The organism is Bacteroides luhongzhouii (assembly GCF_009193295.2).
Classification (GTDB): domain Bacteria; phylum Bacteroidota; class Bacteroidia; order Bacteroidales; family Bacteroidaceae; genus Bacteroides; species Bacteroides luhongzhouii.
In genome coordinates this window covers 1,687,763-1,712,166 of record NZ_CP059973.1, presented here as the reverse complement: position 1 = coordinate 1,712,166, position 24,404 = coordinate 1,687,763, and the positions used below count along the sequence as shown (strand labels likewise).

The window sequence follows — 24,404 nt, the reverse complement described above, 5'->3', positions numbered from 1 at the left end:
AGCATTCATCATACTCCGGTATGTCCGAAGCCACCGGCTCCGCGTTCCGTTTCATCCAACACTTCCACTTCCTTCCATACAGGCTGTTCGTGCTTTGCTATCACCATCTGCGCGATACGTTCGCCATCTTCAATAACAAAAGCCTCGGACGAGAGATTGACTAAAATGATACAAACCTCTCCACGATAATCCGCATCAATCGTACCCGGAGAATTAAGTACTGTGATACCTTTCTTTATCGCCAGTCCGCTACGTGGACGGACTTGCGCCTCAAATCCCTTCGGCAGGGCGATATACAATCCTGTCGGCACCAGACAACGTTGCAACGGTTCCAGTGTGATAGGTTCAGAAAGATTAGCACGGATATCCATTCCTGCGGACAATTCGGTGGCATAAGCCGGAAGCGGATGCTTCGATTTATTGATAACTTGAATATTCATAAATGCATGTTTACTATTTAACGGGCGAAAATACACATTTTGAACTGAAAAATAGTTAAGTTTGCAGTTAAATAATGTACCTGCAGCCAATTTGCGAATGGTAAACAGCTAAATCGTAAACAATAATGATGAATTGGAACCAATTAATATCAGCTAAACGTTTCGGAATGGAAGAATTCCATGAAGAGCGACAGGAAAATCGATCGGAGTTTCAACGGGACTATGACCGTCTCATTTTTTCGGCTCCTTTCCGCAGATTACAGAACAAAACGCAAGTATTCCCTCTACCGGGCAGCGTTTTTGTGCACAACAGGCTTACACACAGCCTTGAAGTCTCCAGCGTCGGCCGTTCACTCGGCAATGATGTAGCCAAAGCGCTTCTGGAACGTCAACCGGAACTTCAGGATTCTTTCCTGCCGGAGATCGGCTCTGTCGTTGCTGCCGCTTGCCTGGCACACGATTTGGGCAATCCGCCCTTCGGCCATTCAGGCGAGCAAGCCATTTCCACCTTTTTCTCCGAAGGGAAAGGGCTGCGTCTGAAAGAGAAACAGCCGAACGGTGAGCAACTTTCTCCGATGGAATGGGAAGATTTGACACATTTTGAAGGAAATGCAAATGCATTCCGGATACTGACACATCAGTTTGAAGGACGTCGCAAAGGCGGATTCGTCCTGACATATACCACTCTGGCTTCTATCGTGAAATATCCCTTTTCATCGAGTCTTGCGGGTACCAAATCGAAGTTTGGTTTCTTCGTCAGCGAAGAAGAAAGCTTCCAAAAAATAGCAACCGAATTAGGGCTGACTCTGCTCAACGAGCATCCTTTAAAGTACGCACGCCATCCATTAGTCTATTTAGTTGAAGCTGCGGACGACATCTGTTACCAAATGATGGATATTGAGGATGCATACAAGCTGAAGCTTCTCACCACAGAAGAAACCAAGGAACTGTTAATGTCCTATTTCAGCGAAGAACGACAGGGGCATCTCCGGAAAACATTCCAGATTGTCAACGACATCAATGAACAAATCGCTTATTTGCGTTCTTCCGTTATCGGTTTACTGATCCGGGAGTGCACTCGTGTCTTTGTGGATCATGAACAGGAACTGTTATCCGGTACATTCGAGGGAACACTCATCAAACGTATTGCCGAACGTCCGGCGGCAGCCTATAAACACTGCGCCGAGGTATCCATGAAGAAAATTTACCGTTCGCGGGACGTACTGGATATTGAGCTGGCCGGTTTTCGCGTCATCAGCACCCTGCTTGAATTAATGATAGATGCTGTAACCTCACCGGAAGAAGCTTATTCCAAACTCCTGATCGACCGAGTTTCCAGCCAATACAATATAAAATCGCCCGTACTCTATGAAAGAATACAGGCGGTACTTGATTATATATCGGGAATGACCGACGTCTTTGCTCTTGATCTTTATCGTAAAATTAACGGGAACAGTCTGCCTGCGGTGTAACCACTTTAGGAGTAAAAACCTCTTCCCCTTCACAAGAAGACAACCTCAACGCATCCGGATGGCTTTCAATAAACGTCTGGATGTGTCGAATTCGTTTATCTTCAAGAATCTCGTCTACAGCAATCAGGATACCGGTTTCTTCCACATCACCGAACTCGTAATTGACTGCTGTTCCGAACATGCGCATCGTAGGGCTTAAACTCATATACGCATTTACCAACGGAGGAATATTATATCCCAATTTACGGATTTCACAATTCAATATTTTATAGTCCTCTTTAAAAGTATTCTTGCAGAACAATGCGTTCAACTCTTCTTCGGAAGTCTCAAGCTGCAGAGGCTCAATCGGAGTAACAAGCTTCTCTTTGTCATAAAAATGTTTCTTAAGGAAATGAAGAATCATATCACGGCCACGACGATGATAGCTAGGATACATGGTCACTTTGCCAAAGAAGTATTTCACATTCGGCATAACTACGGTCAACGCTCCCAACCCATCCCACAGGTTATCCAAAGCGAACAATCCTTTGCTTCCGGCACGGGTAGACTGATATTCTAACGTAACAAACGAACGCCCCAACTCAATTGTCTGCGGCAGGTATTCCTTAATAAAAGCATCAGAAAAATGAAACATGTGGGAAGTTGCCAGAATTGGCGCGCCTTTTTCATCAAAACGCACGTCCGTACCAAGCAGATACCGGTAACCACCCAGAATTTCTTCCGCTTCCGGATTCCATACGATCAACTGCTTATAAGGATGCTCCATCGTATCATATTCATCGATATCCATTGACAGACCAGTTCCTCCACCAGCAGCACGGAAAGCTATTTCACGCAAACGACCAATTTCTCTCATTACATTAGGAGCATTCTGATGAGTAATAATATAAATCTGATTATTACTCTTATTCGTCATTCGTAAGCGTTTGTCTTCCGTCAATTCTGCCTTCAGCAGTTCTTTGCTTACCGGTTTAATAATCTCTTCCATATTCCTTGTTATAGTTGTTCTATCAGTTACAGTTTATAAACAATATCTTTTACGTATTCAGCCCACTGTGCAGGGGTTTTCGATTTATCGAAAGTCTGCCAAGGTATGGGTTTGCCAAAAGTGACAGTAAAAGTTTTGTGGCGATTCTTAAACATTTCATCCGCAAGATACAACATAGCGATGTTAAACTTAATACCCAATGCCTTGCATATATTTGCCAGGTTGTAAAAGAAATCAGAATTTCTACCGCCGAAACGCACAGGTATTACATCACGTTTTGCTTGTATGCTTTTTACTATAAATGTCTTTTTCCATTCCAGGTCACGAATGACTCCATTCTGACGACGCGAACACAGTCCGGCAGGAAACATTATCAGCTGATCATCGGACTGGAATCCCGCCTCCACCATTTTCGGGAAGTCTTTTACCTGTTTGCCGGTTTTATTAATAGGAATACAAAGGGGAGCTAACCCGCGAAGATTCATCAATAGATCATTCACCAGGTATTTCACTTTCCCATCATAGTGTTTTCCTAACACATAACCAAGCGCAACACCGTCCTGTCCGCCTAACGGATGATTAGAAACAAAAGTATACAGACCATCCTTAGGCAAATTTTCAATGCCTTTCACGTCCACTTTCGCATCCAGAAAATCCATACATGCCTCCAGAAAGTCCACACCCAATCTACCCTTCGACTCATTCAGGAATACATTAATTTCATCCTGATGAACAATTTTCTTCAGATAAGAAACCACGAATTTAGGGATGTACTTATAATGCTTCGGAGCCTTTGTCCGAAGTATCTTATCGACATCAATCAAAAATAAAGAGTCATCAGTCATTCTTTTCAAATAAAAATGATGGCACAAAATTAACGGTTCTTTTTTATTAATCGCAATAATTTGGTAGAAAATGCAGGATTTAAGTTCAGAAGATAAAAAAATACCACCCAAAAACTATCAAAAACAACCTAAAAACTATCCGAAGATAGTTTTCGGGTATAAAAACGTCGGATTTCCCCCTATCAGGTTTCAGAAATTCACGTAAACTTGCAACATCGAAAATAACAAACGAATATTCACCTTTAAAAAGCAACACATATGAAAAGTTTAAGCTTCAGAAAAGATTTAGTAGGAGTACAAGATGAATTACTACGCTTCGCTTACAAACTGACAACTGACCGTGAAGAAGCAAACGATTTGTTGCAGGAGACATCATTAAAAGCATTAGATAATGAAGATAAATATACCCCTGATACAAATTTCAAAGGATGGATGTATACCATCATGCGCAACATATTCATCAACAACTACCGCAAGGTAGTTCGCGACCAGACATTTGTCGATCAGACGGATAATCTTTATCATCTGAATTTACCACAAGACGGAAGTTCAGAAAGTACAGAAAGAGCATACGACCTGAAAGAGATGCACCGTGTAGTCAACAAACTCCCCAAAGAATACAGAGTTCCGTTCGCCATGCACGTTTCAGGATTCAAATACCGTGAGATTGCGGAAAAGCTGAACCTCCCGCTAGGTACAGTAAAAAGCCGTATTTTCTTCACGCGCCAGAAATTACAGGAAGAATTGAAAGACTTCCGCTAGACCTTAACTATATAAATTGGTGATCTCAGATCACATATTTCTTTAATACAGATTTTAGTTTTGATAATGATTAAAAGGCAGAAATACTCCGGTATATTCTGCCTTTTCTTTTAGTACTAAGATTAGTTGCACAACACCCGGGTCTCAACACCTACAACACCCGGGTCTCAATGGGTCTGACACCCGGGTGTCAGGTATGATGAGACCCGGGTGTCGGACAAATTCCTATTGCATCAAAAGAAGTCTTCACTACCCTATTATTTAAAATTCACCTATACAGACATTTTTTCCCGTTTTACTGCCATAACTCCCCCACCAGCAGACTACTCTCAAAGCCGCATCATTTTCAAGCAAATAGACATTTAACATTCTGTTGAAAACTTCTCTGAAAGTTTTTTATGGAAAGTTGTGGGGAATTGTGGGGAATTTCATACTTTTACGGTCGCTTATTATAATAAGGTAATGATACGTTTTTTAGGAAATATTGAAGCCAGGGCGGACGCCAAAGGAAGGGTGTTCATACCCGCTACCTTCAGGAAGCAGCTACAAGCAGCTTCCGAAGAAAGGCTTATTATGCGCAAAGACGTATTTCAGGACTGTTTGACCCTGTACCCCGAGAGCGTGTGGAACGAGGAGTTGAACGAGCTTCGCAGCAGGCTGAACAAATGGAACAGCAAACACCAACTCATTTTCAGACAGTTTGTGAGCGACGTTGAAGTGGTGACACCTGACAGCAACGGACGTATATTAATCCCGAAACGATATTTGCAGATTTGCAGCATCCATGGGGATATACGCTTTATCGGCATCGACAACAAGATAGAGATCTGGGCGAAAGAGCGGGCAGAACAGCCTTTCATGTCGCCCGAAGAGTTCGGTGCAGCATTAGAAGAAATTATGAACGATGATAATAGACAAGATGGAGAAAGATGAATTGACATATCATGTACCTGTATTGCTGAAAGAAAGCGTTGACGGGATGAATATCCAGCCGGACGGAACGTATGTAGACGTTACATTCGGAGGAGCGGGACATTCGCGCGAAATACTTTCACGACTCGGAGAAGGCGGACGCCTGCTGGGATTCGACCAAGACGAGGACGCTGAAAGGAACATTGTCAACGACCCTCATTTCATCTTTGTGCGCAGCAACTTCCGTTACCTGCAAAATTTCCTGCGCTACCACGACATTGAACAGGTGGATTCGATCCTGGCTGACCTCGGCGTATCGTCCCATCATTTCGATGATAGCGAACGCGGCTTTTCTTTCCGTTTTGACGGAGCGCTGGATATGCGTATGAACAAGCGTGCCGGAATTACAGCAGCAGACATCGTGAATACTTACGAGGAAGAACGTCTTGCAAACCTCCTCTACCTGTACGGAGAGCTGAAAAACAGCCGCAAACTGGCTTCTGTCATTGTCAAAGCCAGAAGCGGACAATACATCCGGACCATCGGCGAGTTTCTGGAAATCATCAAACCGCTTTTCGGTCGTGAACGCGAAAAGAAAGAGCTGGCAAAAGTGTTCCAGGCGCTACGGATCGAAGTAAATCAAGAGATGGAAGCGCTGAAGGAGATGTTACAGGCAGCAACGAAAGCTTTAAAGCCGGGCGGCAGACTGGTGGTAATTACTTATCATTCATTGGAAGACCGCATGGTGAAAAACATCATGAAGACAGGAAACATAGAAGGAAAAGCAGAAACCGACTTCTTCGGAAATTTGCAAACGCCTTTCCGGCTTGTCAACAATAAGGTAATCGTTCCCGATGAAGCAGAAATAGAACGAAACCCACGGTCGAGAAGTGCCAAATTACGAATTGCAGAAAAGAAATAGAAAGATATGGAAGAAGAAGTAGTAAATAAGAAAACAGAAGAGGGCAAGAAGAAAAAACGCACCTCTCTGAAGAGTATTCTGGGTGGAGACATTCTGGCTACCGATTTTTTCCGCCGTCAAACGAAGTTGCTGGTACTTATCATGGTATTCATCATCTTCTACATTCACAATCGTTATGCCAGTCAACAGCAACAGATCGAAATAGACCGGCTGAAAAAGGAATTGACAGACATTAAATACGATGCACTGACTCGCAGCTCGGAGCTGATGGAAAAGAGCCGCCAGTCACGCATTGAAGATTATATATCGAGTAAGGAAAGCGATTTGCAAACATCAACCAATCCTCCTTACCTTATTAAATAGATGATAGCGGATAGTTGATAAATGATAGTTAAGCGTTTAAAAGACAAATACTGTGGCAGTTAATAAAAAGAACATAATGACCCGTTACTTCTTCGTCATCCTGTTGATGGCGTTGATAGGAGTAGCTATTGTTGTAAAAGCAGGCATCACCATGTTTGCCGAACGACAATACTGGCAGGATGTGGCTGACCGTTTCGTAAAAGAGAATGTGACGGTAAAACCTAATCGTGGAAACATTATTTCTTCTGACGGTAAACTGATGGCCAGCTCTCTGCCCGAGTACAGAATATATATGGACTTTATGTCCGGTGAAAAGGATGAAAAACGCAGGCAGAAAGATCAGGCACGCCGGGATTCCATCCTCAATGCCAATATGGATTCAATCTGTATCGGACTTCACAAGATATTCCCGGACAAGAGTGCGGCTCAATTCAAGGCACACCTCAAGAAAGGACGCCAGGCAAAAAGCCGCAATTATCTGATTTATCCGAAACGTATCTCCTATATACAATATAAAGAGGTAAAGAGACTGCCTGTATTCTGTTTGAACCGCTATAAAGGCGGATTCAAAGAACAGGCTTACAATCAGCGCAAGAAACCTTTCGGTTCACTGGCTGCCCGTACGCTGGGAGATGTGTATGCAGATACTGCCAAAGGAGCCAGAAATGGCATCGAACTTGCTTTCGACACCATCCTGAAAGGACGGGACGGACTGACGCACCGCCAGAAGGTAATGAACAAATACCTGAATATTGTTGATGTGCCACCGGTTGACGGTTGTGATCTTATTAGTACCATCGACGTAGGTATGCAGGATATTTGCGAGAAAGCATTGGTGGACAAGTTGAAAGAGCTGAATGCCAGTGTAGGCGTGGTGGTATTGATGGAAGTAGCTACCGGAGAAGTAAAGGCTATCGTCAACATGATGCAAGGCAAAGACGGCGGATATTACGAAATGCGCAACAATGCCATCAGCGATATGCTTGAACCGGGGTCTACTTTCAAGACGGCCTCTATCATGGTAGCTCTTGAAGACGGCAAGATCACTCCGGACTATGTGGTAGACACCGGCAACGGACAGATGCCAATGTACGGACGTGTCATGAAAGACCACAACTGGCACCGTGGAGGATATGGAAAGCTGACTGTTACTGAAATTCTGGGAGTTTCGTCCAACGTCGGTACCTCTTATATTATAGATCATTTCTATGGCAGCAATCCACAGAAGTTCGTAGACGGATTGAAACGGATGAGTATTGACCAACCGCTCCACCTGCAGATTTCAGGAGAAGGAAAGCCGAATATCCGTGGTCCGAAAGAACGTTATTTTGCGAAGACCACTTTGCCGTGGATGAGTATCGGATACGAGACACAGGTTCCTCCGATCAATATTCTTACATTCTACAATGGAATAGCCAATAATGGAGTCAGCGTGCGTCCGAAGTTTGTTAAAGCTGCCATAAAAGACGGGGAAGTCGTGAAAGAATACCCGACGGAAGTTATCAATCCTAAAATCTGTTCGGATAAGACCCTGGCACAGATTCGTGAAATACTCCGGAAAGTGGTCGGTGAAGGACTTGCCAAGCCTGCGGGAAGCAAGCAGTTCCACGTTTCAGGTAAAACGGGAACAGCACAGATTTCACAAGGAGCAGCCGGATACAAGACGGGAAGAACGAACTACCTGGTTAGTTTCTGCGGATATTTCCCGTCAGAGGCGCCTAAATATAGTATGATTGTCTCTATTCAGAAACCGGGTTTGCCGGCTTCGGGAGGTTTGATGGCAGGTAGTGTATTCAGCAAGATTGCAGAAAGAGTGTATGCCAAAGACCTGCGATTGCCGCTTACCAACGCGATTGATACCAATTCCGTAGTCATTCCGAATGTAAAAGCCGGAGAGATGCGCGAAACACAACGGGTGTTGGAAGAGCTGGAGATTAATATACAGGGAAAAGTAGCCGATTCGGGAAAAGAAGTGTGGGGAAATACACACTCCGCCCCGCAAGCTGTGGTTCTTGAAAGCCGGAGCAATATGCAGAATTTTGTGCCGAGTGTAATAGGAATGGGAGCGAAAGATGCTGTCTACTTGTTGGAAAGTAAAGGATTGAAAGTCAATCTGGTCGGAGTGGGCAAAGTAAAAAGCCAGTCGATAGCCAACGGGACCATCGTAAAGAAGGGACAGACGGTGACGCTGACGCTAAAGTAAAAATTAAAGATTAAAAATTAAATAGAGTGATGTTATTAAAGGAGTTACTGAAAGCGATCCAACCGGTAGAGGTAGCCGGAGATTCAGACATAGAAATCACCGGAGTCAATATTGACTCCCGTCTAGTGGAAGCCGGCCAACTATTCATGGCAATGCGCGGCACGCAAGCCGACGGTCATGCCTACATACCTGCTGCCATAGCTAAAGGAGCTACCGCTATTCTTTGTGAGAATATGCCGGAAGAGCCTGTTGCGGGGATCACTTATATACAAGTAAAAGACAGTGAAGATGCGGTAGGAAAGATTGCTACTACTTTCTACGGCGACCCGACTTCCAAAATGGAATTGGTTGGCGTTACCGGAACGAACGGAAAAACAACAATCGCTACCTTATTATATAATACATTCCGTTATTTCGGATATAAGGTAGGATTGATTTCTACTGTTTGCAATTATATCGACGATGAGCCGATTCCGACAGAGCATACCACGCCTGATCCCATCACGCTGAACCGTCTATTGGGACGAATGGCGGATGAAGGATGCAAATATGTTTTCATGGAAGTCAGTTCACACTCTATTGCGCAGAAACGTATCAGTGGACTAAAGTTTGCAGGAGGTATCTTTACCAATCTGACCCGCGACCATCTCGACTATCATAAAACGGTAGAGAACTATCTGAAAGCGAAGAAGAAGTTCTTTGACGAGCTGCCCAAGAATGCGTTCAGTCTGACCAATCTTGACGATAAGAACGGACTGGTGATGACACAGAACACACGTTCTAAAGTCCATACTTATTCATTGAGAAGCCTTTGTGATTTTAAAGGGCGGGTGTTGGAGTCTCATTTTGAAGGGATGTTGCTCGACTTCAACAACCATGAGTTGGCAGTTCAGTTTATCGGTAAGTTCAATGCTTCCAATTTGCTGGCAGTATTCGGGGCAGCCGTTCTGTTAGGCAAGAAAGAAGAAGAGGTGCTTGTAGCCCTTAGCACGCTTCATCCGGTAGCCGGACGCTTCGACGCGGTCCGTTCGCCGCAGGGAGTTACAGCGATTGTAGATTATGCGCATACTCCGGATGCTCTTATTAATGTATTGAATGCTATACATGGAGTGCTTGAAGGAAAAGGAAAAGTGATTACAGTGGTAGGTGCCGGCGGTAACCGTGACAAGGGTAAACGCCCCATCATGGCAAAGGAAGCTGCCAAGGCCAGTGACCGCGTCATCATCACTTCAGACAATCCGCGCTTCGAAGAGCCGCAAGACATCATCAACGACATGCTCGCCGGACTGGATGCGGAGGACATGAAGAAAACGCTAAGCATTGCCGACCGTAAAGAAGCGATTCGCACGGCTTGCATGCTGGCAGAAAAAGGAGATGTAATCCTCGTCGCCGGAAAAGGACACGAGAATTACCAGGAGATAAAAGGAGTAAAACATCATTTTGACGATAAAGAAGTACTCAAAGAAATTTTTAAATAATGAATAGATTGTGCTAATATGCCGACTGGCTCCGGTATTCATCCGGCAGAAGCGGCATAGCAACACATCAATAAATTGGCAAGTTATTTATGTTATATTATCTATTTGAATGGCTGCAGAAGCTCAATTTTCCAGGAGCGGGAATGTTCGGATATACTTCATTCCGTGCTTTGATGGCGGTTATCCTCGCGTTACTTATTTCAAGTATCTGGGGAGATAAGTTCATCAACCTACTCAAAAGGAAACAAATCACAGAAACGCAGCGTGATGCTAAAACAGACCCGTTCGGCGTCAACAAAGTAGGCGTACCGAGCATGGGAGGTGTTATCATCATTGTAGCCATCCTGATCCCTTGTTTGTTGTTGGGTAAACTGCATAATATATATATGATACTGATGCTGATTACCACCGTATGGCTGGGATCACTCGGATTCGCAGACGACTACATCAAAATCTTCAAAAGAGACAAAGAGGGTTTGCATGGCAAGTTCAAGATTATCGGTCAGGTCGGTTTAGGTTTAATTGTCGGAATGACTCTGTATCTTAGTCCGGACGTAGTGATTCGCGAAAATATCGAAGTTCATAATCCGGGACAGGAGATGGAAGTGATACATGGAACGAATGACCTGAAATCGACCCAGACAACGATTCCTTTTTTCAAGAGCAATAACCTTGATTATGCCGATCTGGTTTCTTTCATGGGCGAGCATGCACAAACAGCCGGATGGATCTTGTTCGTCATCGTTACAATCATCGTGGTTACCGCCGTATCAAACGGGGCCAACCTCAATGACGGTATGGACGGAATGGCGGCCGGAAACTCGGCCATTATCGGTGCGACGCTAGGAATATTGGCGTACGTATCGTCGCATATCGAGTTCGCAGGCTATCTGAACATCATGTATATTCCGGGCTCGGAAGAACTGGTAATCTATATCTGTGCCTTCATCGGTGCGCTTATCGGTTTCTTATGGTACAACGCTTATCCGGCACAAGTATTTATGGGAGACACAGGTAGCCTCACCATTGGCGGTATCATCGCCGTGTTCGCCATCATCATCCACAAAGAGTTGCTGATACCGATTCTTTGCGGTGTATTTCTGGTAGAAAATCTGTCGGTAATCCTGCAACGGGCTTATTATAAGGCAGGAAAGCGGAAAGGTGTAAAACAACGTTTGTTCAAGCGCACACCAATTCACGATCATTTCCGTACTTCGATGAGTCTGATTGAACCGGGATGTACGGTGAAATTCACCAAGCCCGACCAACTGTTCCACGAATCAAAGATTACTGTCCGTTTCTGGATTGTAACCATTGTATTGGCAGCAATAACAATTATAACGCTAAAAATAAGATAGAGAGTATTAACCCGATTATTAACTTTTAAAAGATGTGCGCAGCTAATAGATAAATCAGTCGATTAGAAAACAAGGGCACATTATTGTAGATGAAAAGAATTGTAATTTTAGGAGCTGGCGAAAGCGGCGCAGGTGCAGCCGTACTCGCAAAAGTCAAAGGATTTGAGACGTTTGTTTCGGACATGTCCGCCATCAAGGACAAGTACAAGGAACTTCTCGACAGCCATCATATTGCCTGGGAAGAAGGACACCATACCGAAGAACTCATTCTGAATGCCGACGAGGTTATCAAAAGCCCCGGTATCCCGAATGATGCCCCGATCATCCTGAAACTGAAAGCTCAAGGCACACCGGTGATCTCTGAGATTGAGTTTGCCGGACGCTATACTGATGCCAAAATGATCTGTATTACAGGTTCTAACGGGAAGACTACAACGACTTCCCTGATCTACCATATTTTCAAAAGCGCAGGTCTGAACGTAGGTTTGGCAGGCAACATCGGCAAAAGTCTTGCTTTGCAGGTAGCCGAAGATTACCATGACTATTATATTATCGAACTTAGCTCTTTCCAGCTGGATAATATGTATAACTTCCGTGCAAACATCGCCGTATTGATGAACATCACTCCAGACCATCTTGATCGCTACGACCACTGTATGCAGAATTACATCGACGCTAAATTCCGCATTACCCAAAACCAAACTCCGGACGATGCTTTCATCTTCTGGAATGACGACCCGATCATCAAACAGGAACTGGCGAAACACGGTCTGAAAGCTCACCTGTATCCTTTTGCCGCTGTAAAAGAAGATGGAGCTATCGCATACGTAGAAGATCACGAAGTGAAAATCACCGAACCGATTGCCTTCAACATGGAGCAGGAGGAACTGGCTCTGACAGGACAACATAACCTATACAACTCTTTAGCCGCCGGCATCTCGGCAAACCTTGCCGGCATCGCCAAAGAAAACATCCGTAAAGCCCTCTCCGACTTCAAGGGAGTAGAACATCGGTTGGAAAAGGTGGCACGTGTCCGCGGAATTGATTTCATTAACGACTCTAAAGCAACGAATGTCAACTCCTGCTGGTATGCCCTGCAAAGCATGACTACCAAAACAGTATTGATTCTCGGTGGTAAAGATAAAGGCAACGACTATACTGAAATTGAAGACCTGGTACGCGAAAAGTGTTCGGCACTGGTATACCTTGGGCTTCATAACGAAAAGCTTCACGAATTCTTCGATCGTTTCGGCCTGCCCGTAGCAGACGTACAAACCGGAATGAAGGACGCCGTAGAAGCTGCCTACAAACTGGCAAAGAAAGGTGAAACGGTATTATTGAGCCCCTGCTGCGCCTCTTTCGACCTCTTCAAGAGCTATGAAGACCGTGGCGACCAGTTTAAGGAATGTGTCCGTGCCCTTTAATTTCTAATTATTAATTTTTTAAATTGCTACAAGATTGGATTTATTAAAGAACATATTCAAAGGTGACAAGGTAATCTGGATTATCTTCCTCTGTCTCTGCCTCATCTCTATTATCGAGGTGTTCTCGGCAGCGTCGACGCTGACTTACAAAAGTGGCGACCATTGGGGACCGATTACACAACACTCCATCATCCTGATGGTAGGTGCTGTGGTAGTAGTGTTTCTGCATAATGTTCCCTACAAATGGTTCCAGGTATTTCCGGTCTTTCTGTATCCGGTTTCTCTGGTTCTATTGGCGTTTGTCACGCTGATGGGTATCATCACAGGGGACCGTGTCAACGGGGCAGCCCGCTGGATGACCTTTATGGGATTACAGTTCCAGCCCTCGGAATTGGCAAAGATGGCGGTTATCATTGCCGTCTCATTCATCCTGTCCAAAAGGCAGGACGAATACGGAGCCAACCCGAACGCCTTCAAATATATCATGATCCTCACCGGACTGGTATTTCTGCTCATCGCGCCGGAAAACCTTTCGACAGCGATGCTACTCTTCGGAGTGGTCTTCCTGATGATGTTCATCGGGCGGGTATCTGCGAAGAAACTGTTCGGAATGTTGGGTATATTGGCGCTTGCGGGCGGTGTTGCCGTCGGTGTACTGATGGCTATTCCCGCCAAAACACTGCATAACACTCCGGGACTTCACCGCTTCGAAACATGGCAGAATCGTATTTCCGGCTTCTTTGAGAAAGAGGAAGTACCGGCTGCCAAGTTTGATATTGACAAAGACGCGCAGATTGCGCATGCACGCATCGCCATTGCTACCAGCCATGTAGTCGGCAAAGGTCCGGGAAACTCGATACAGCGTGACTTCCTTAGTCAGGCATTCTCCGATTTTATCTTTGCGATTGTGATTGAAGAAATGGGACTGGTAGGAGGAATATTTGTGGTGTTCCTCTATCTATGGTTGCTGATGCGAGCCGGACGAATCGCCCAGAAATGCGAGCGGACCTTCCCTGCCTTTCTCGTCATGGGTATTGCGCTGCTATTAGTATCGCAGGCAATACTGAATATGATGGTTGCCGTCGGATTATTCCCCGTCACGGGACAGCCCCTGCCTTTGGTCAGCAAAGGAGGTACAAGTACGTTAATCAACTGCGCTTATATTGGTATGATATTAAGCGTAAGCCGATATACCGCTCATCTGGAAGAACAGAAAGCGCACGATGCACAGATCCAACTGCAATTAGAAGCGGATGCAGCAGCAAGTTCCGAGGCACAGACTGCCGCCGAACCGACAGCACAGATTCTGAACAGCGATGCCAAGTTTGAGGATGAGCATGACAGCAGTAACAATGAGCGGTAAACGTTGAGAAAGACAGAAGAAAAACATTATGATGGAAAAAGAACTTAGAATTATCATCAGCGGTGGAGGAACAGGAGGGCATATCTTTCCTGCCGTCTCTATCGCAAACGCTATAATAGAGTTACGCCCCGACGCAGAAATTCTCTTTGTTGGTGCTGAAGGACGTATGGAAATGCAACGGGTTCCCGACGCAGGTTACCGGATTATCGGGCTTCCGATAGCCGGGTTCGACCGCAAACGTTTATGGAAAAATGTATCTGTATTGATAAAACTGATGCGCAGCCAGTGGAAAGCACGCAAAGTTATCAAGGACTTCCGTCCGCAAGTGGCGGTAGGCGTAGGCGGATATGCAAGCGGACCGACACTAAAGACTGCCGGAATGATGGGAATACCGACATTAATTCAGGAACAAAACTCTTATGCCGGAGTTACCAATAAACTTCTGGCACAGAAAGCAAAGGTGATCTGTGTAGCTTATGACGGAATGGAAAAGTTCTTCCCTGCCGACAAGATTATCATGACGGGGAATCCTGTCCGCCAAAACCTGACAAAGGATATGCCGTCTAAAGAAGAAGCATTGCGTTCTTTCAACTTACAACCGGGTAAAAAGACGATTCTGATTGTAGGCGGCAGTCTGGGTGCACGTACCATCAACAATACGCTGATCTCCGGACTGGCAACCATCAAAGAAAATACGGATGTGCAATTCATCTGGCAAACAGGCAAATACTATTACCCGCAAGTGAAAGAAGCTGTAAAAGCGGCAGGAACACTTCCGAATTTATATGTAACGGATTTCATCAAAGACATGGCAGCCGCTTATGCAGCCGCCGATCTTGTTATTTCCCGTGCGGGAGCAGGTTCTATTTCAGAATTCTGCCTGTTACATAAACCTGTTATCTTAGTGCCTTCGCCCAATGTGGCGGAAGATCACCAAACAAAGAATGCCTTAGCATTGGTGGACAAACAGGCAGCTATCTACGTCAAAGACAGTGAAGCGGGAACAACCCTGATGGATGTAGCATTATCCACCGTCAATGACGAACAGAAGCTGAAAGAACTGACAGAGAATATCGCTAAACTGGCTTTGCCCGATTCTGCGAGAATCATCGCACAGGAGGTCATCAAGCTGGCAGAAGTGAAGAACTGATAAACAGGAGTAAAGAATAGACAAATAGATTATCGGATTGCACAAAGTGAAGTAGCGGCATAGCCCTCGGGATCAAATGACGTAATCCGTACTAAAATAAAAAAACAGAAGAAATGAATATAGAAACGATAAAATCAGTCTATTTCGTAGGTGCCGGCGGCATCGGTATGAGTGCACTTGTACGTTACTTCCTCTTTAAAGGAAAGGCAGTAGCCGGATACGACCGTACCCCTACTCCATTGACTGAAACCCTGATCGCTGAAGGTGCACAAATACATTATGAAGAAAACGTCGACCTGATTCCCGAAGCCTGCAAAGACAAGGAAAGCACGTTAGTCATATACACGCCCGCCGTTCCGCAGGAACATGAAGAACTCGTTTATTTCCGCAACAACGGATTCGAAATACAGAAACGCGCCCAAGTATTGGGAACGATTACACATTCGAGCAAAGGTCTGTGCGTGGCAGGTACTCACGGTAAAACAACTACATCGACGATGACAGCCCATCTGTTACACCAGTCGCACGTGGAATGTACCGCTTTTCTCGGAGGAATCTCAAAGAACTACGGCACCAACCTGTTGCTCTCTCAAACAAGCCCTTACACGGTGATTGAAGCGGATGAATTCGACCGCTCTTTCCACTGGCTGTCGCCCTATATGACCGTAATCACGTCTACCGACCCCGATCATCTGGATATCTACGGCACAGAACAAGCCTACCTGGAAAGTTTCGAACATTATACCACGCTTATCCAACCGGATGGCGCACTGATTATCCGCAAAGGCATCGCCCTGCAACCCAAAGTGCAGCCGGGCGTTCGTGTCTATACTTACTCACGTGACGAGGGCGACTTCCATGCAGAAAACATCCGTATCGGAAACGGAGAGATATTCATCGACTTTATTGCCCCGGACACCCGTATCAACGACATCCAACTGGGAATTCCGGTTAGTATCAACATAGAAAACGGCGTAGCCGCCATGGCATTGGCACACCTTAACGGGGTGACCGATGAGGAAATAAAAAGAGGCATGGCTAGTTTCCGCGGAGTAGACCGCCGGTTCGACTTCAAGATCAAGAACGACCGTATCGTCTTTTTGAGTGACTACGCCCACCACCCCTCTGAAATCAAGCAGAGTGTGTTGTCTATGCGCGAACTTTACAAGGACAAGAAGATCACAGCCATCTTCCAGCCGCATCTCTATACCCGTACCCGCGACTTCTATCAGGATTTTGCAGATAGCCTGTCGCTACTCGACGAAGTGATTCTGGTAGACATCTATCCGGCACGTGAAGCACCGATTCCGGGAGTCACCAGCAAACTGATTTATGATAATCTCCGTCCGGGCATTGAAAAAAGTATGTGCAAAAAAGAAGATATACTGAACATTCTGAAAGATAAAAACATTGAAGTATTAATCACTTTGGGGGCTGGAGACATTGACAACTATGTCCCTGAAATAAAGGAACTATTAGAAAAGAAGATCAATAAATAATAATCCGGCCATCTGTCCGAAACAGTGCAGCCATTTTAATTTTTAATCTTTAATTTTTAATTATGATTAAAAGAATCCTTCTATCCATCGTCATGCTGGTGCTTATAGCTTACCTCGCCGTAGCTATCACCGCATTCAACCGCAAGCCTGCCGACCAGACCTGCCGTGACATGGAATTGGTTATCAAGGATACCGCGTACGCCGGCTTCATCACCAAAGAAGAGCTGAAAGGTATCCTTCAGCACAAAGGGATCTACCCCATCGGGAAGAAGATGGAGCGTATCTCTACCAAGTCACTGGAACGGGAATTAAGCAAACATCCGTTGATTGACGAAGCCGAGTGTTACAAAACACCCAGCGGCAAAGTATGCGTGGAAGTGACACAACGTATTCCTATTCTTCGGGTGATGAGTTCCAACGGTCAGAACTACTACCTTGACAACAAAGGAACCGTCATGCCACCGGAAGCAAAATGCGTCGCTCACCGGGTAATTGTCACCGGAAACGTAGAAAAGTCGTTTGCAATGAAGGATTTATATAAGTTTGGTGTATTTTTGCATAATAATAAATTCTGGGACGCCCAGATAGAACAGATTCACGTGTTGCCCGACCAGAACATCGAATTGGTGCCGCGTGTGGGAGACCATCTCGTCTATCTCGGAAAACTGGAAAACTTTGAAGATAAACTGGCACGTTTGAAGAAGTTCTACAAGAAAGGACTCAACCGGGTAGGCTGGAATAAATATTCACGCATCAACCTCGAATTCAATAACCAGATTATCTGCACAAAACGAGAGTAGGTAATAGTTGATAATCGATAGTTGACAGATGAGGAGTGAACAATCTTTTTTCAATCGTAAATTGTAAATCGTAAAATCGTAAATAAATATATATGGCAACAACAGAATTTATCGCCGCTATTGAACTTGGTTCATCGAAGATAACCGGTGTGGCCGGAAGAAAGAACAGTGACGGAAGCATGCAGGTATTAGCCTATGCCCAGGAAGACTCTTCTACGTTTATTCGTAAAGGAGTAATTTTCAATCTGGACAAGACAGCGCAAAGCCTGACCTCGATCATCAACAGACTGGAAGGTGAGTTGAAAAACTCAATTGCCAAGGTATATGTAGGCATCGGCGGACAATCACTCCGCACAGTTCGCAATGTAGTAAGCCGCGACCTGGAGGAAGAAGCCATCATATCCGAAGAACTTGTAAGCGCTATCGGTGATGAAAACATTGCCATCCCGGTGGTTGATATGGATATATTGGACGTAGCTCCACAAGAATACAAGGTGGGCAATAATCTGCAAGCCAATCCGGTAGGTCTGGTAGGAAGCCATATTGAGGGACGTTTCCTCAACATCGTTGCCCGTGCTTCCGTACGCAAGAATCTGGAGCATTGCTTCCAGCAGGCAAAAATCGACATTGCCGACCAGCTGATCGCCCCGTTAGTAACAGCCAACGCCGTACTGACAGAAAGCGAACGCCGTTCGGGTTGTGCATTGATCGACTTCGGAGCAGATACGACTACCATCTCTGTATATAAGAATAACATCCTTCGCTTCCTCACCGTATTACCTTTGGGAGGCAACAGTATCACGCGTGACATCACCACCCTGCAAATGGAAGAGGAAGAAGCCGAACGCCTGAAAAAAGCCTACGGTGACGCCCTCTACGAAGAAGACCCCGAAGAAGAGGAAGAAGCTACCTGCAAACTGGACGATGACAACCGTATCATCAAAGTGGCAGACCTTAATAATATCATCGAAGCCCGTGCTGAAGAAATCATTGCCAACGTATGGAACCAGATTCAGCTATCCGGCTACGAAGACAAACTGCTGGCAGGACTTATCCTGACAGGAGGAGCCGCCAACCTGAAGAACTTGGACGAAACCTTGCGCAAACGCAGCAAGATAGAAAAGATACGGATGGCGAAACTTCCGCGCAATACGGTCCATGCACCCAGCAATATACTAAAAAAAGACGGTTCACAGAACACATTGTTCGGTCTCCTGTTTGAAGGTAACCAAAACTGTTGCCTGACTGAAAGCACTCCGCAAGTTGCTACCCCTGCACCGTCAGTCTCCAAACCGGAGCCGGAAGTGCATAGGACCGCAGACATGTTTGAGGACGACCAAGAGCTGAAGGAACAGGCGCGCATCGCCCGCCTCAAGAAAGAGGAAGAAGAGCGTGAAGCCAAGTTAGCTGCCAAAGAAGCGGAGAAACTTCGCAAGCAAAAGGAAAAGGAAGAGAAAGAAAGACGGAAAAGAGAAGCCGGTCCGAGCTGGATTCAGCGCAAGATCGACTCGTTGACGAAAGAAATCTTCTCCGACGACGATATGAAGTAACCGTCATCCGCTTGTTAATCAATATTCATAATTCGTAATTCATAATTCAATCAAGATATGGACGAGATAGTACAATTCGATTTCCCGACAGATTCACCGAAGATCATCAAAGTGATTGGTGTAGGTGGTGGTGGTGGTAACGCTGTAAACCACATGTACCGGGAAGGCATCCATGATGTAACGTTCGTTCTTTGTAACACGGACAACCAGGCATTGGCCGAATCACCTGTCCCGGTGAAACTGCAACTGGGCCGTAGCATCACGCAAGGGCTTGGAGCCGGCAACCGTCCCGAACGGGCACGCGACGCCGCCGAAGAAAGTATAGAAGATATCAGAAACCAACTGAACGACGGCACCAAGATGGTATTCATCACCGCCGGAATGGGAGGAGGAACCGGCACAGGAGCTGCACCGGTCATCGCCCGCATTGCGAAGGAAATGGATATTCTGACTGTCGGCATCGTCACCATCCCTTTTATCTTCGAAGGAGAAAAGAAAATCATCCAGGCACTGGACGGCGTCGAACGTATCGCCCAGCATGTTGATGCCCTATTGGTTATCAACAACGAACGCCTGCGCGAAATATACGCCGACCTTACCTTCATGAATGCCTTCGGCAAAGCCGATGACACTCTTTCCATCGCTGCCAAGAGTATTGCCGAGATTATCACCATGCGTGGTACGGTCAACCTCGACTTTGCTGATGTGAAAACTATTCTGAAAGATGGCGGAGTAGCTATCATGAGTACCGGATTCGGTGAAGGAGAAAACCGTGTGACGAAAGCAATCGACGATGCCCTGCATTCTCCGCTGCTCAACAACAACGATATTTTCAATGCCAAGAAGGTTATGTTGAACGTTTCTTTCTGCCCGTCATCCGAACTGATGATGGAAGAAATGAACGAGATACACGAGTTCATGAGCAAATTCCGCGAAGGAGTGGAAGTGATCTGGGGTGTTGCCATCGACAACTCATTGGAGACAAAAGTAAAGATCACCGTATTGGCAACCGGATTCGGTGTAGAAGACGTCCCCGGAATGGACAGCCTGCACGCTGCACGCAGCCAGGAAGAGGAAGAACGCCAACTGCAACTGGAAGAGGAAAAAGAGAAGAACAAGGAACGTATCCGCAAAGCATACGGCGAAAGCGCCAGCAATATCGGAAGCAAGAGTCTCCGCAAACGCCGCCACATCTATCTTTTCAACATGGAAGATTTGGACAACGACGATATCATCGCCATGGTGGAAGATTCTCCTACGTACATGCGTGATAAGACAACTCTTACCAAAATCCGGACGAAAGCTGCACTGGAAGAGGAAGTGGCAACGGAAGAAGCCACGGATGATAATGGCGTGATTACATTCTAAACAAAGAGCTTAAGAACGAAAATTATAGCCCCGCGGAATCAGGCCTCAGTTATAATTTTTAATCTTTAATATTTAATTATAATAGTATGGATTTATTCGATCAAGTCAGCGAAGACATTAAAAACGCAATGAAGGCGAAAGATAAAGTAGCCCTTGAAACCTTGAGAAATATAAAGAAGTTCTTCCTCGAAGCTAAGACAGCTCCGGGAGCTAACGATATATTGACAGATGACGCAGCTCTGAAGATTATCCAGAAACTTGTAAAACAAGGAAAAGATTCTGCTGAAATCTATATCGGACAGGGTCGTCAGGATTTGGCGGAAGTAGAATTGGGTCAGGTAGCCGTTATGGAAAAATACCTGCCGAAACAGATGACTGCCGAAGAACTGGAAGCTGCTTTGAAGGAAATTATCGCAGAGACAGGTGCTACGAGCGGCAAAGATATGGGTAAGGTCATGGGAGTTGCCTCCAAGAAGTTGGCAGGACTTGCAGAAGGACGTGCCATTTCCGCAAAAGTAAAAGAGCTTTTGGGATAACTTCCGGCACTTTTACAGAAGACTTTAGTTCGATTTTATCTTGCACCTTACACTAGCCAAAGTTTATATATTTGATTAATAGCAGTATAAACCTGTGCAAGATACCGTTGCAGATGCGTGCAAGATGTTTTATCTTACACACATCTGCAACTTTCGTTAATTTCAATCCATATCCGTTTGTAGAATCATTATCAACTTTCACACTCATCACACGACTATAAAAAGATGGTTATCAGACTTTTGCTGTGAACAAATAGCATAAAATACCTCCTTCACACTTTTCACGCCCGCTTATAACCACCCTGATTAATCACGACTTCACACCAATGACAAACAGCCTATTCACTATCAGACAACTCCAGTTGGCTATGCAGACAACTAAAGTCGTCTATATAGCCGACAGTAGTCGACTGATTGGACAACAGCACTCGTCCTCCAGCCGGATTAAACAATAGTTCAGTATAACAGTAAACAGATACTACTATTCACTATAAATAAGGAAGAGTCTATTAATAGCTGGGAAATAACTAAATTATATCACATGAACTTAATAAAGTAAAAACACATTTGAAATTAATATAATGTATGATATGGACAGTGCTAATTATTATTTCCCAAACTAAAATAATCTCCCTATAAAAGAGCATAATATAGAAAATAAAGATTACTTTTACAACGAAACTAACCACGACAGACAAATGAGAAAGAGTACTGCTATAATGATAACATATATATTAGTGCTATCAGGATGCAACAAACAACAATCCGCATCTAACAGACTGCTAAATGAAGTAGAAAAAGCCATTGCCGTAAATCCTGACAGCGCATCCAATCTACTAAAAGACATATCATTTCCTGAAAAACTAGACGACAAAACTTTTGCACGCTGGTGTATGTTATCAGGAAAGATTACAGACGAGATTTTCACCACCATCTTACCAACTTATCAATTAGAGAGGGCTTATGAGTGGTATTCCTCACATGGTACTCCGGATGAACAAGTGCAAATCTCTATTTATTTAGGTCGATCCTTTTTTGCAGATGGAGATTATGATAAAGCAATGTCAATATATACAAATGCATTGGATATTGCAGAAAAGAATAAATTCAATAATCTCATCGGATATATCTACGACTATATAGGAGATTTGTACAGAGAGAAATTCATGCGAACAGAAGCCATCAAAAGATATGAGACTGCTGCCGAATACTTCAAAAAAGAAAATAATACGGATAGCTATGCTTGTGCGTTAAGAGATGTAGGACGTGAATATGCAGAAATGGATTCATTATCACATGCTCTAAATATTCTAATTATAGCCGATTCTATAGCAGCGAATACTAGTAATATTAATGTTACCGCATCAATAAGTAACGCCTTAGGCAATATCTATTCTATGCAGGACAAATACGATAAAGCAGAAAAGTTCTTCCTCAAAGCATTAGCTGGAAAAAACAAAATGCCTAATTATATTGCGCTGATCGACCTATACACTGCATCTGATTCAATAGATAAAGCTAAAAAGTTATTATTTAACATACCAAAAGATAATCCAGAATACACATGCAGTATTAATTATTTATATTATCAAATCTATAATGCAGAGAAAAATTATACGGAAGCTCTTACTTACTTGGAAGAATATGTTAACATGTTAGATTCTATTGTATATGCCGACAACCAATCCAAGATATTAAATATAGAATCAAAATATAATCATCTAAAAATCAAGCAAGAAATAGACAAATTAAAGATTAAGCAACAAGGACATATTATCGTTTCAGCTACTTGTGTGGCCTCCTTATTATTGACAATAATAGGATATCTCCTATATCGAAAAAAAGCGAAAGAAAAAATCCAAAGACAACGAGATGAATTAAATCAAATAAAAACAAATTTACTCTATGTTTCATTAGAACTGGAAAAGAAAAGAAGATTGTTAGATACATTTAAAGAAAAAAATGAGAACTATAATAAAATGCAAGAAGAAATAAGTCTTCTGACTGCTAATTATAAGGAATTACAAAATAAATCTCTAGAAAACTCACCTCTATTCAAAGAGTTAACATACCAAGCCAATCAAAATAGACCAAGAAATGACAAACCATTAATAACAGAAAAACAATGGAAACTCATCTCAGATGAAATAACACATATCTACCCAAGTCTCCATAAATACATATATAGTCTATGCCCAGATCTATCAGAACAAGACTTTCTATATTGTTGTCTCTACATGTATGGATTCGACACTAACACTGAAGCAAAATTATTAAATATAACAGTCGACTCAGTAAGAAAAAAACGCCTCAGACTTAGAAGAAAACTAGACATAACATTAACAGATAATAATTCTACATTACATGAATATTTAATCGAAAACATGCAATAATAATCATGTTTTCTAAAGAAATAATCTACAGTATAAAATAATGTCCACGTAAAACAACATAAACGACTGATTATCAATACCTAGTTGTCCACGTCCAAAAACGTACTTTACTTGCATCCTCCCTCTACTCTCCATAAATTTGCAGAAAACAATTAAAGATATGAAGAGATTAAGTATTGTACTATTATTTATTAGTATTTCATTCATGACAATGAAAGCTAACAATCTATCAGAGCGTAAAGCTAAGTGTATAGTTCTCAAAAGATGGGACTACCCACAAAGGACACCAATTTCTAGCCCGATAGAAGCCATCCTCGACGAACACTCTATTGAAGTTCGTTTTCTTGAAAACGTCGACAATCAAGTTACTTTCCAAGTAAAAGATCAGCAAGGAAATATCATATTCCAAAACATAATGGTAACTCCTAATGAGCAAGAAACTTATAAAATTGATTTAAAAGGTTACAAAGCCGGTCATTATGAACTTCTTTATATAGAAGAAGACATAACTTTCATTGGAGAGTTTGAAATAGAGCACTCAATACCATAAAAATAACAAACATACAATCATTACACAA

21 protein-coding genes are annotated in these 24,404 nt (G+C 43.9%); 18 read left to right on the top strand and 3 right to left on the bottom strand.

Annotated features, from left to right (window positions below; translation table 11 throughout):
- Positions 1–8: 8 nt before the first annotated feature.
- Positions 9–440 (bottom strand): dUTP diphosphatase, encoded by a 432-nt coding sequence (gene dut, locus GD631_RS06250; RefSeq protein WP_143256837.1) that lies wholly within the window; start codon positions 438–440, stop codon positions 9–11.
- 125 nt (positions 441–565) lie between these two features.
- On the opposite strand from dut, the gene GD631_RS06245 reads away from it, so the two are divergent.
- The gene (locus GD631_RS06245) at positions 566–1,912 is read left to right on the top strand and encodes a deoxyguanosinetriphosphate triphosphohydrolase (protein ID WP_143256836.1); all 1,347 of its coding nucleotides are present in this window, start codon (positions 566–568) and stop codon (positions 1,910–1,912) included.
- Here GD631_RS06245 and glsB read toward each other — a convergent pair.
- The gene (glsB, locus tag GD631_RS06240) at positions 1,884–2,900 is read right to left on the bottom strand and encodes a glycine N(alpha)-acyltransferase GlsB (protein WP_143256835.1); all 1,017 of its coding nucleotides are present in this window, start codon (positions 2,898–2,900) and stop codon (positions 1,884–1,886) included. The two genes, GD631_RS06245 and glsB, sit on opposite strands and share 29 nt — an antisense overlap.
- A 26-nt stretch (positions 2,901–2,926) precedes the next feature.
- Entirely contained in the window at positions 2,927–3,745 is an 819-nt protein-coding gene (gene glsA, locus GD631_RS06235; RefSeq protein WP_143256834.1) for a lyso-glycine lipid O-acyltransferase GlsA, read from the bottom strand.
- 258 nt (positions 3,746–4,003) lie between these two features.
- Here glsA and GD631_RS06230 point away from each other — a divergent pair, with 258 nt between their 5' ends.
- The 17 genes from GD631_RS06230 to GD631_RS06150 all read left to right on the top strand — a co-directional run bounded on the left by GD631_RS06230 (position 4,004) and on the right by GD631_RS06150 (position 24,376).
- On the top strand, positions 4,004–4,507 hold the full coding sequence (locus tag GD631_RS06230; RefSeq protein WP_004315377.1) for an RNA polymerase sigma factor: 504 nt from the start codon (positions 4,004–4,006) through the stop codon (positions 4,505–4,507).
- Positions 4,508–4,969: 462 nt separating this feature from the next.
- Positions 4,970–5,440: a division/cell wall cluster transcriptional repressor MraZ gene (mraZ, locus tag GD631_RS06225; protein WP_004315379.1), complete on the top strand. Its 471-nt coding sequence runs from the start codon at positions 4,970–4,972 to the stop codon at positions 5,438–5,440.
- Positions 5,427–6,341 carry a 16S rRNA (cytosine(1402)-N(4))-methyltransferase RsmH gene (rsmH, locus tag GD631_RS06220; protein ID WP_143257082.1) on the top strand — a complete coding sequence of 305 codons (915 nt, stop codon included), beginning with the start codon at positions 5,427–5,429 and terminating at the stop codon, positions 6,339–6,341. Before mraZ ends, rsmH begins: the two co-directional genes overlap by 14 nt.
- 6 nt (positions 6,342–6,347) lie before the next feature.
- Positions 6,348–6,704, top strand: coding sequence for an FtsL-like putative cell division protein (locus GD631_RS06215; protein ID WP_143256833.1), 357 nt, complete (start codon positions 6,348–6,350; stop codon positions 6,702–6,704).
- A 76-nt stretch (positions 6,705–6,780) separates the two neighbouring features.
- Positions 6,781–8,907, top strand: coding sequence for a penicillin-binding protein (locus tag GD631_RS06210; RefSeq protein ID WP_143257081.1), 2,127 nt, complete (start codon positions 6,781–6,783; stop codon positions 8,905–8,907).
- A gap of 29 nt (positions 8,908–8,936) precedes the next feature.
- On the top strand, positions 8,937–10,385 hold the full coding sequence (locus GD631_RS06205) for a UDP-N-acetylmuramoyl-L-alanyl-D-glutamate--2,6-diaminopimelate ligase (RefSeq protein WP_143257080.1): 1,449 nt from the start codon (positions 8,937–8,939) through the stop codon (positions 10,383–10,385).
- Positions 10,386–10,474: 89 nt separating this feature from the next.
- On the top strand, positions 10,475–11,743 hold the full coding sequence (locus GD631_RS06200; protein ID WP_143256832.1) for a phospho-N-acetylmuramoyl-pentapeptide-transferase: 1,269 nt from the start codon (positions 10,475–10,477) through the stop codon (positions 11,741–11,743).
- A gap of 89 nt (positions 11,744–11,832) precedes the next feature.
- Positions 11,833–13,167 carry a UDP-N-acetylmuramoyl-L-alanine--D-glutamate ligase gene (gene murD / locus GD631_RS06195; RefSeq protein WP_143256831.1) on the top strand — a complete coding sequence of 445 codons (1,335 nt, stop codon included), beginning with the start codon at positions 11,833–11,835 and terminating at the stop codon, positions 13,165–13,167.
- Between the two features lie 34 nt (positions 13,168–13,201).
- Positions 13,202–14,530, top strand: coding sequence for an FtsW/RodA/SpoVE family cell cycle protein (locus tag GD631_RS06190; RefSeq protein ID WP_143256830.1), 1,329 nt, complete (start codon positions 13,202–13,204; stop codon positions 14,528–14,530).
- Positions 14,531–14,561: 31 nt separating this feature from the next.
- Positions 14,562–15,680: an undecaprenyldiphospho-muramoylpentapeptide beta-N-acetylglucosaminyltransferase gene (gene murG, locus GD631_RS06185; protein WP_143257079.1), complete on the top strand. Its 1,119-nt coding sequence runs from the start codon at positions 14,562–14,564 to the stop codon at positions 15,678–15,680.
- A gap of 113 nt (positions 15,681–15,793) precedes the next feature.
- Positions 15,794–17,179, top strand: a complete 1,386-nt coding sequence (murC, locus tag GD631_RS06180) for a UDP-N-acetylmuramate--L-alanine ligase (protein WP_143256829.1) — start codon at positions 15,794–15,796, stop codon at positions 17,177–17,179.
- Positions 17,180–17,241: 62 nt separating this feature from the next.
- Positions 17,242–17,979: a cell division protein FtsQ/DivIB gene (locus GD631_RS06175; RefSeq protein WP_143256828.1), complete on the top strand. Its 738-nt coding sequence runs from the start codon at positions 17,242–17,244 to the stop codon at positions 17,977–17,979.
- Between the two features lie 92 nt (positions 17,980–18,071).
- The gene (ftsA, locus tag GD631_RS06170) at positions 18,072–19,529 is read left to right on the top strand and encodes a cell division protein FtsA (RefSeq protein WP_143256827.1); all 1,458 of its coding nucleotides are present in this window, start codon (positions 18,072–18,074) and stop codon (positions 19,527–19,529) included.
- Between the two features lie 57 nt (positions 19,530–19,586).
- Positions 19,587–20,897 (top strand): cell division protein FtsZ, encoded by a 1,311-nt coding sequence (ftsZ, locus tag GD631_RS06165; RefSeq protein ID WP_143256826.1) that lies wholly within the window; start codon positions 19,587–19,589, stop codon positions 20,895–20,897.
- 86 nt (positions 20,898–20,983) lie between these two features.
- A complete protein-coding gene (locus tag GD631_RS06160; protein ID WP_055235118.1) occupies positions 20,984–21,433 on the top strand; it encodes a GatB/YqeY domain-containing protein in 450 nt (149 codons plus the stop codon).
- Positions 21,434–22,131: 698 nt separating this feature from the next.
- Positions 22,132–23,826 (top strand): BT3442 family protein, encoded by a 1,695-nt coding sequence (locus GD631_RS06155; RefSeq protein ID WP_143256825.1) that lies wholly within the window; start codon positions 22,132–22,134, stop codon positions 23,824–23,826.
- A 160-nt stretch (positions 23,827–23,986) separates the two neighbouring features.
- Positions 23,987–24,376, top strand: coding sequence for a BT3441 family protein (locus GD631_RS06150; RefSeq protein ID WP_143256824.1), 390 nt, complete (start codon positions 23,987–23,989; stop codon positions 24,374–24,376).
- Positions 24,377–24,404: the final 28 nt, after the last annotated feature.

Excerpts from the sequence above, each read along its gene's own strand:
- murG (WP_143257079.1), top strand. The coding sequence starts at position 14,562 with ATGGAAAAAGAACTTAGAATTATCATCAGCGGTGGAGGAACAGGAGGG.
- glsB (WP_143256835.1), bottom strand. The coding sequence starts at position 2,900 with ATGGAAGAGATTATTAAACCGGTAAGCAAAGAACTGCTGAAGGCAGAA.
- glsA (WP_143256834.1), bottom strand. The coding sequence starts at position 3,745 with ATGACTGATGACTCTTTATTTTTGATTGATGTCGATAAGATACTTCGG.
- GD631_RS06150 (WP_143256824.1), top strand. The coding sequence starts at position 23,987 with ATGAAGAGATTAAGTATTGTACTATTATTTATTAGTATTTCATTCATG.
- GD631_RS06155 (WP_143256825.1), top strand. The coding sequence starts at position 22,132 with ATGAGAAAGAGTACTGCTATAATGATAACATATATATTAGTGCTATCA.
- dut (WP_143256837.1), bottom strand. The coding sequence starts at position 440 with ATGAATATTCAAGTTATCAATAAATCGAAGCATCCGCTTCCGGCTTAT.
- GD631_RS06200 (WP_143256832.1), top strand. The coding sequence starts at position 10,475 with ATGTTATATTATCTATTTGAATGGCTGCAGAAGCTCAATTTTCCAGGA.
- ftsA (WP_143256827.1), top strand. The coding sequence starts at position 18,072 with ATGGCAACAACAGAATTTATCGCCGCTATTGAACTTGGTTCATCGAAG.
- mraZ (WP_004315379.1), top strand. The coding sequence starts at position 4,970 with ATGATACGTTTTTTAGGAAATATTGAAGCCAGGGCGGACGCCAAAGGA.
- murD (WP_143256831.1), top strand. The coding sequence starts at position 11,833 with ATGAAAAGAATTGTAATTTTAGGAGCTGGCGAAAGCGGCGCAGGTGCA.
- GD631_RS06175 (WP_143256828.1), top strand. The coding sequence starts at position 17,242 with ATGATTAAAAGAATCCTTCTATCCATCGTCATGCTGGTGCTTATAGCT.
- GD631_RS06210 (WP_143257081.1), top strand. The coding sequence starts at position 6,781 with ATGACCCGTTACTTCTTCGTCATCCTGTTGATGGCGTTGATAGGAGTA.
- GD631_RS06205 (WP_143257080.1), top strand. The coding sequence starts at position 8,937 with ATGTTATTAAAGGAGTTACTGAAAGCGATCCAACCGGTAGAGGTAGCC.
- ftsZ (WP_143256826.1), top strand. The coding sequence starts at position 19,587 with ATGGACGAGATAGTACAATTCGATTTCCCGACAGATTCACCGAAGATC.
- GD631_RS06215 (WP_143256833.1), top strand. The coding sequence starts at position 6,348 with ATGGAAGAAGAAGTAGTAAATAAGAAAACAGAAGAGGGCAAGAAGAAA.
- murC (WP_143256829.1), top strand. The coding sequence starts at position 15,794 with ATGAATATAGAAACGATAAAATCAGTCTATTTCGTAGGTGCCGGCGGC.
- GD631_RS06160 (WP_055235118.1), top strand. The coding sequence starts at position 20,984 with ATGGATTTATTCGATCAAGTCAGCGAAGACATTAAAAACGCAATGAAG.
- GD631_RS06230 (WP_004315377.1), top strand. The coding sequence starts at position 4,004 with ATGAAAAGTTTAAGCTTCAGAAAAGATTTAGTAGGAGTACAAGATGAA.
- rsmH (WP_143257082.1), top strand. The coding sequence starts at position 5,427 with ATGGAGAAAGATGAATTGACATATCATGTACCTGTATTGCTGAAAGAA.
- GD631_RS06245 (WP_143256836.1), top strand. The coding sequence starts at position 566 with ATGATGAATTGGAACCAATTAATATCAGCTAAACGTTTCGGAATGGAA.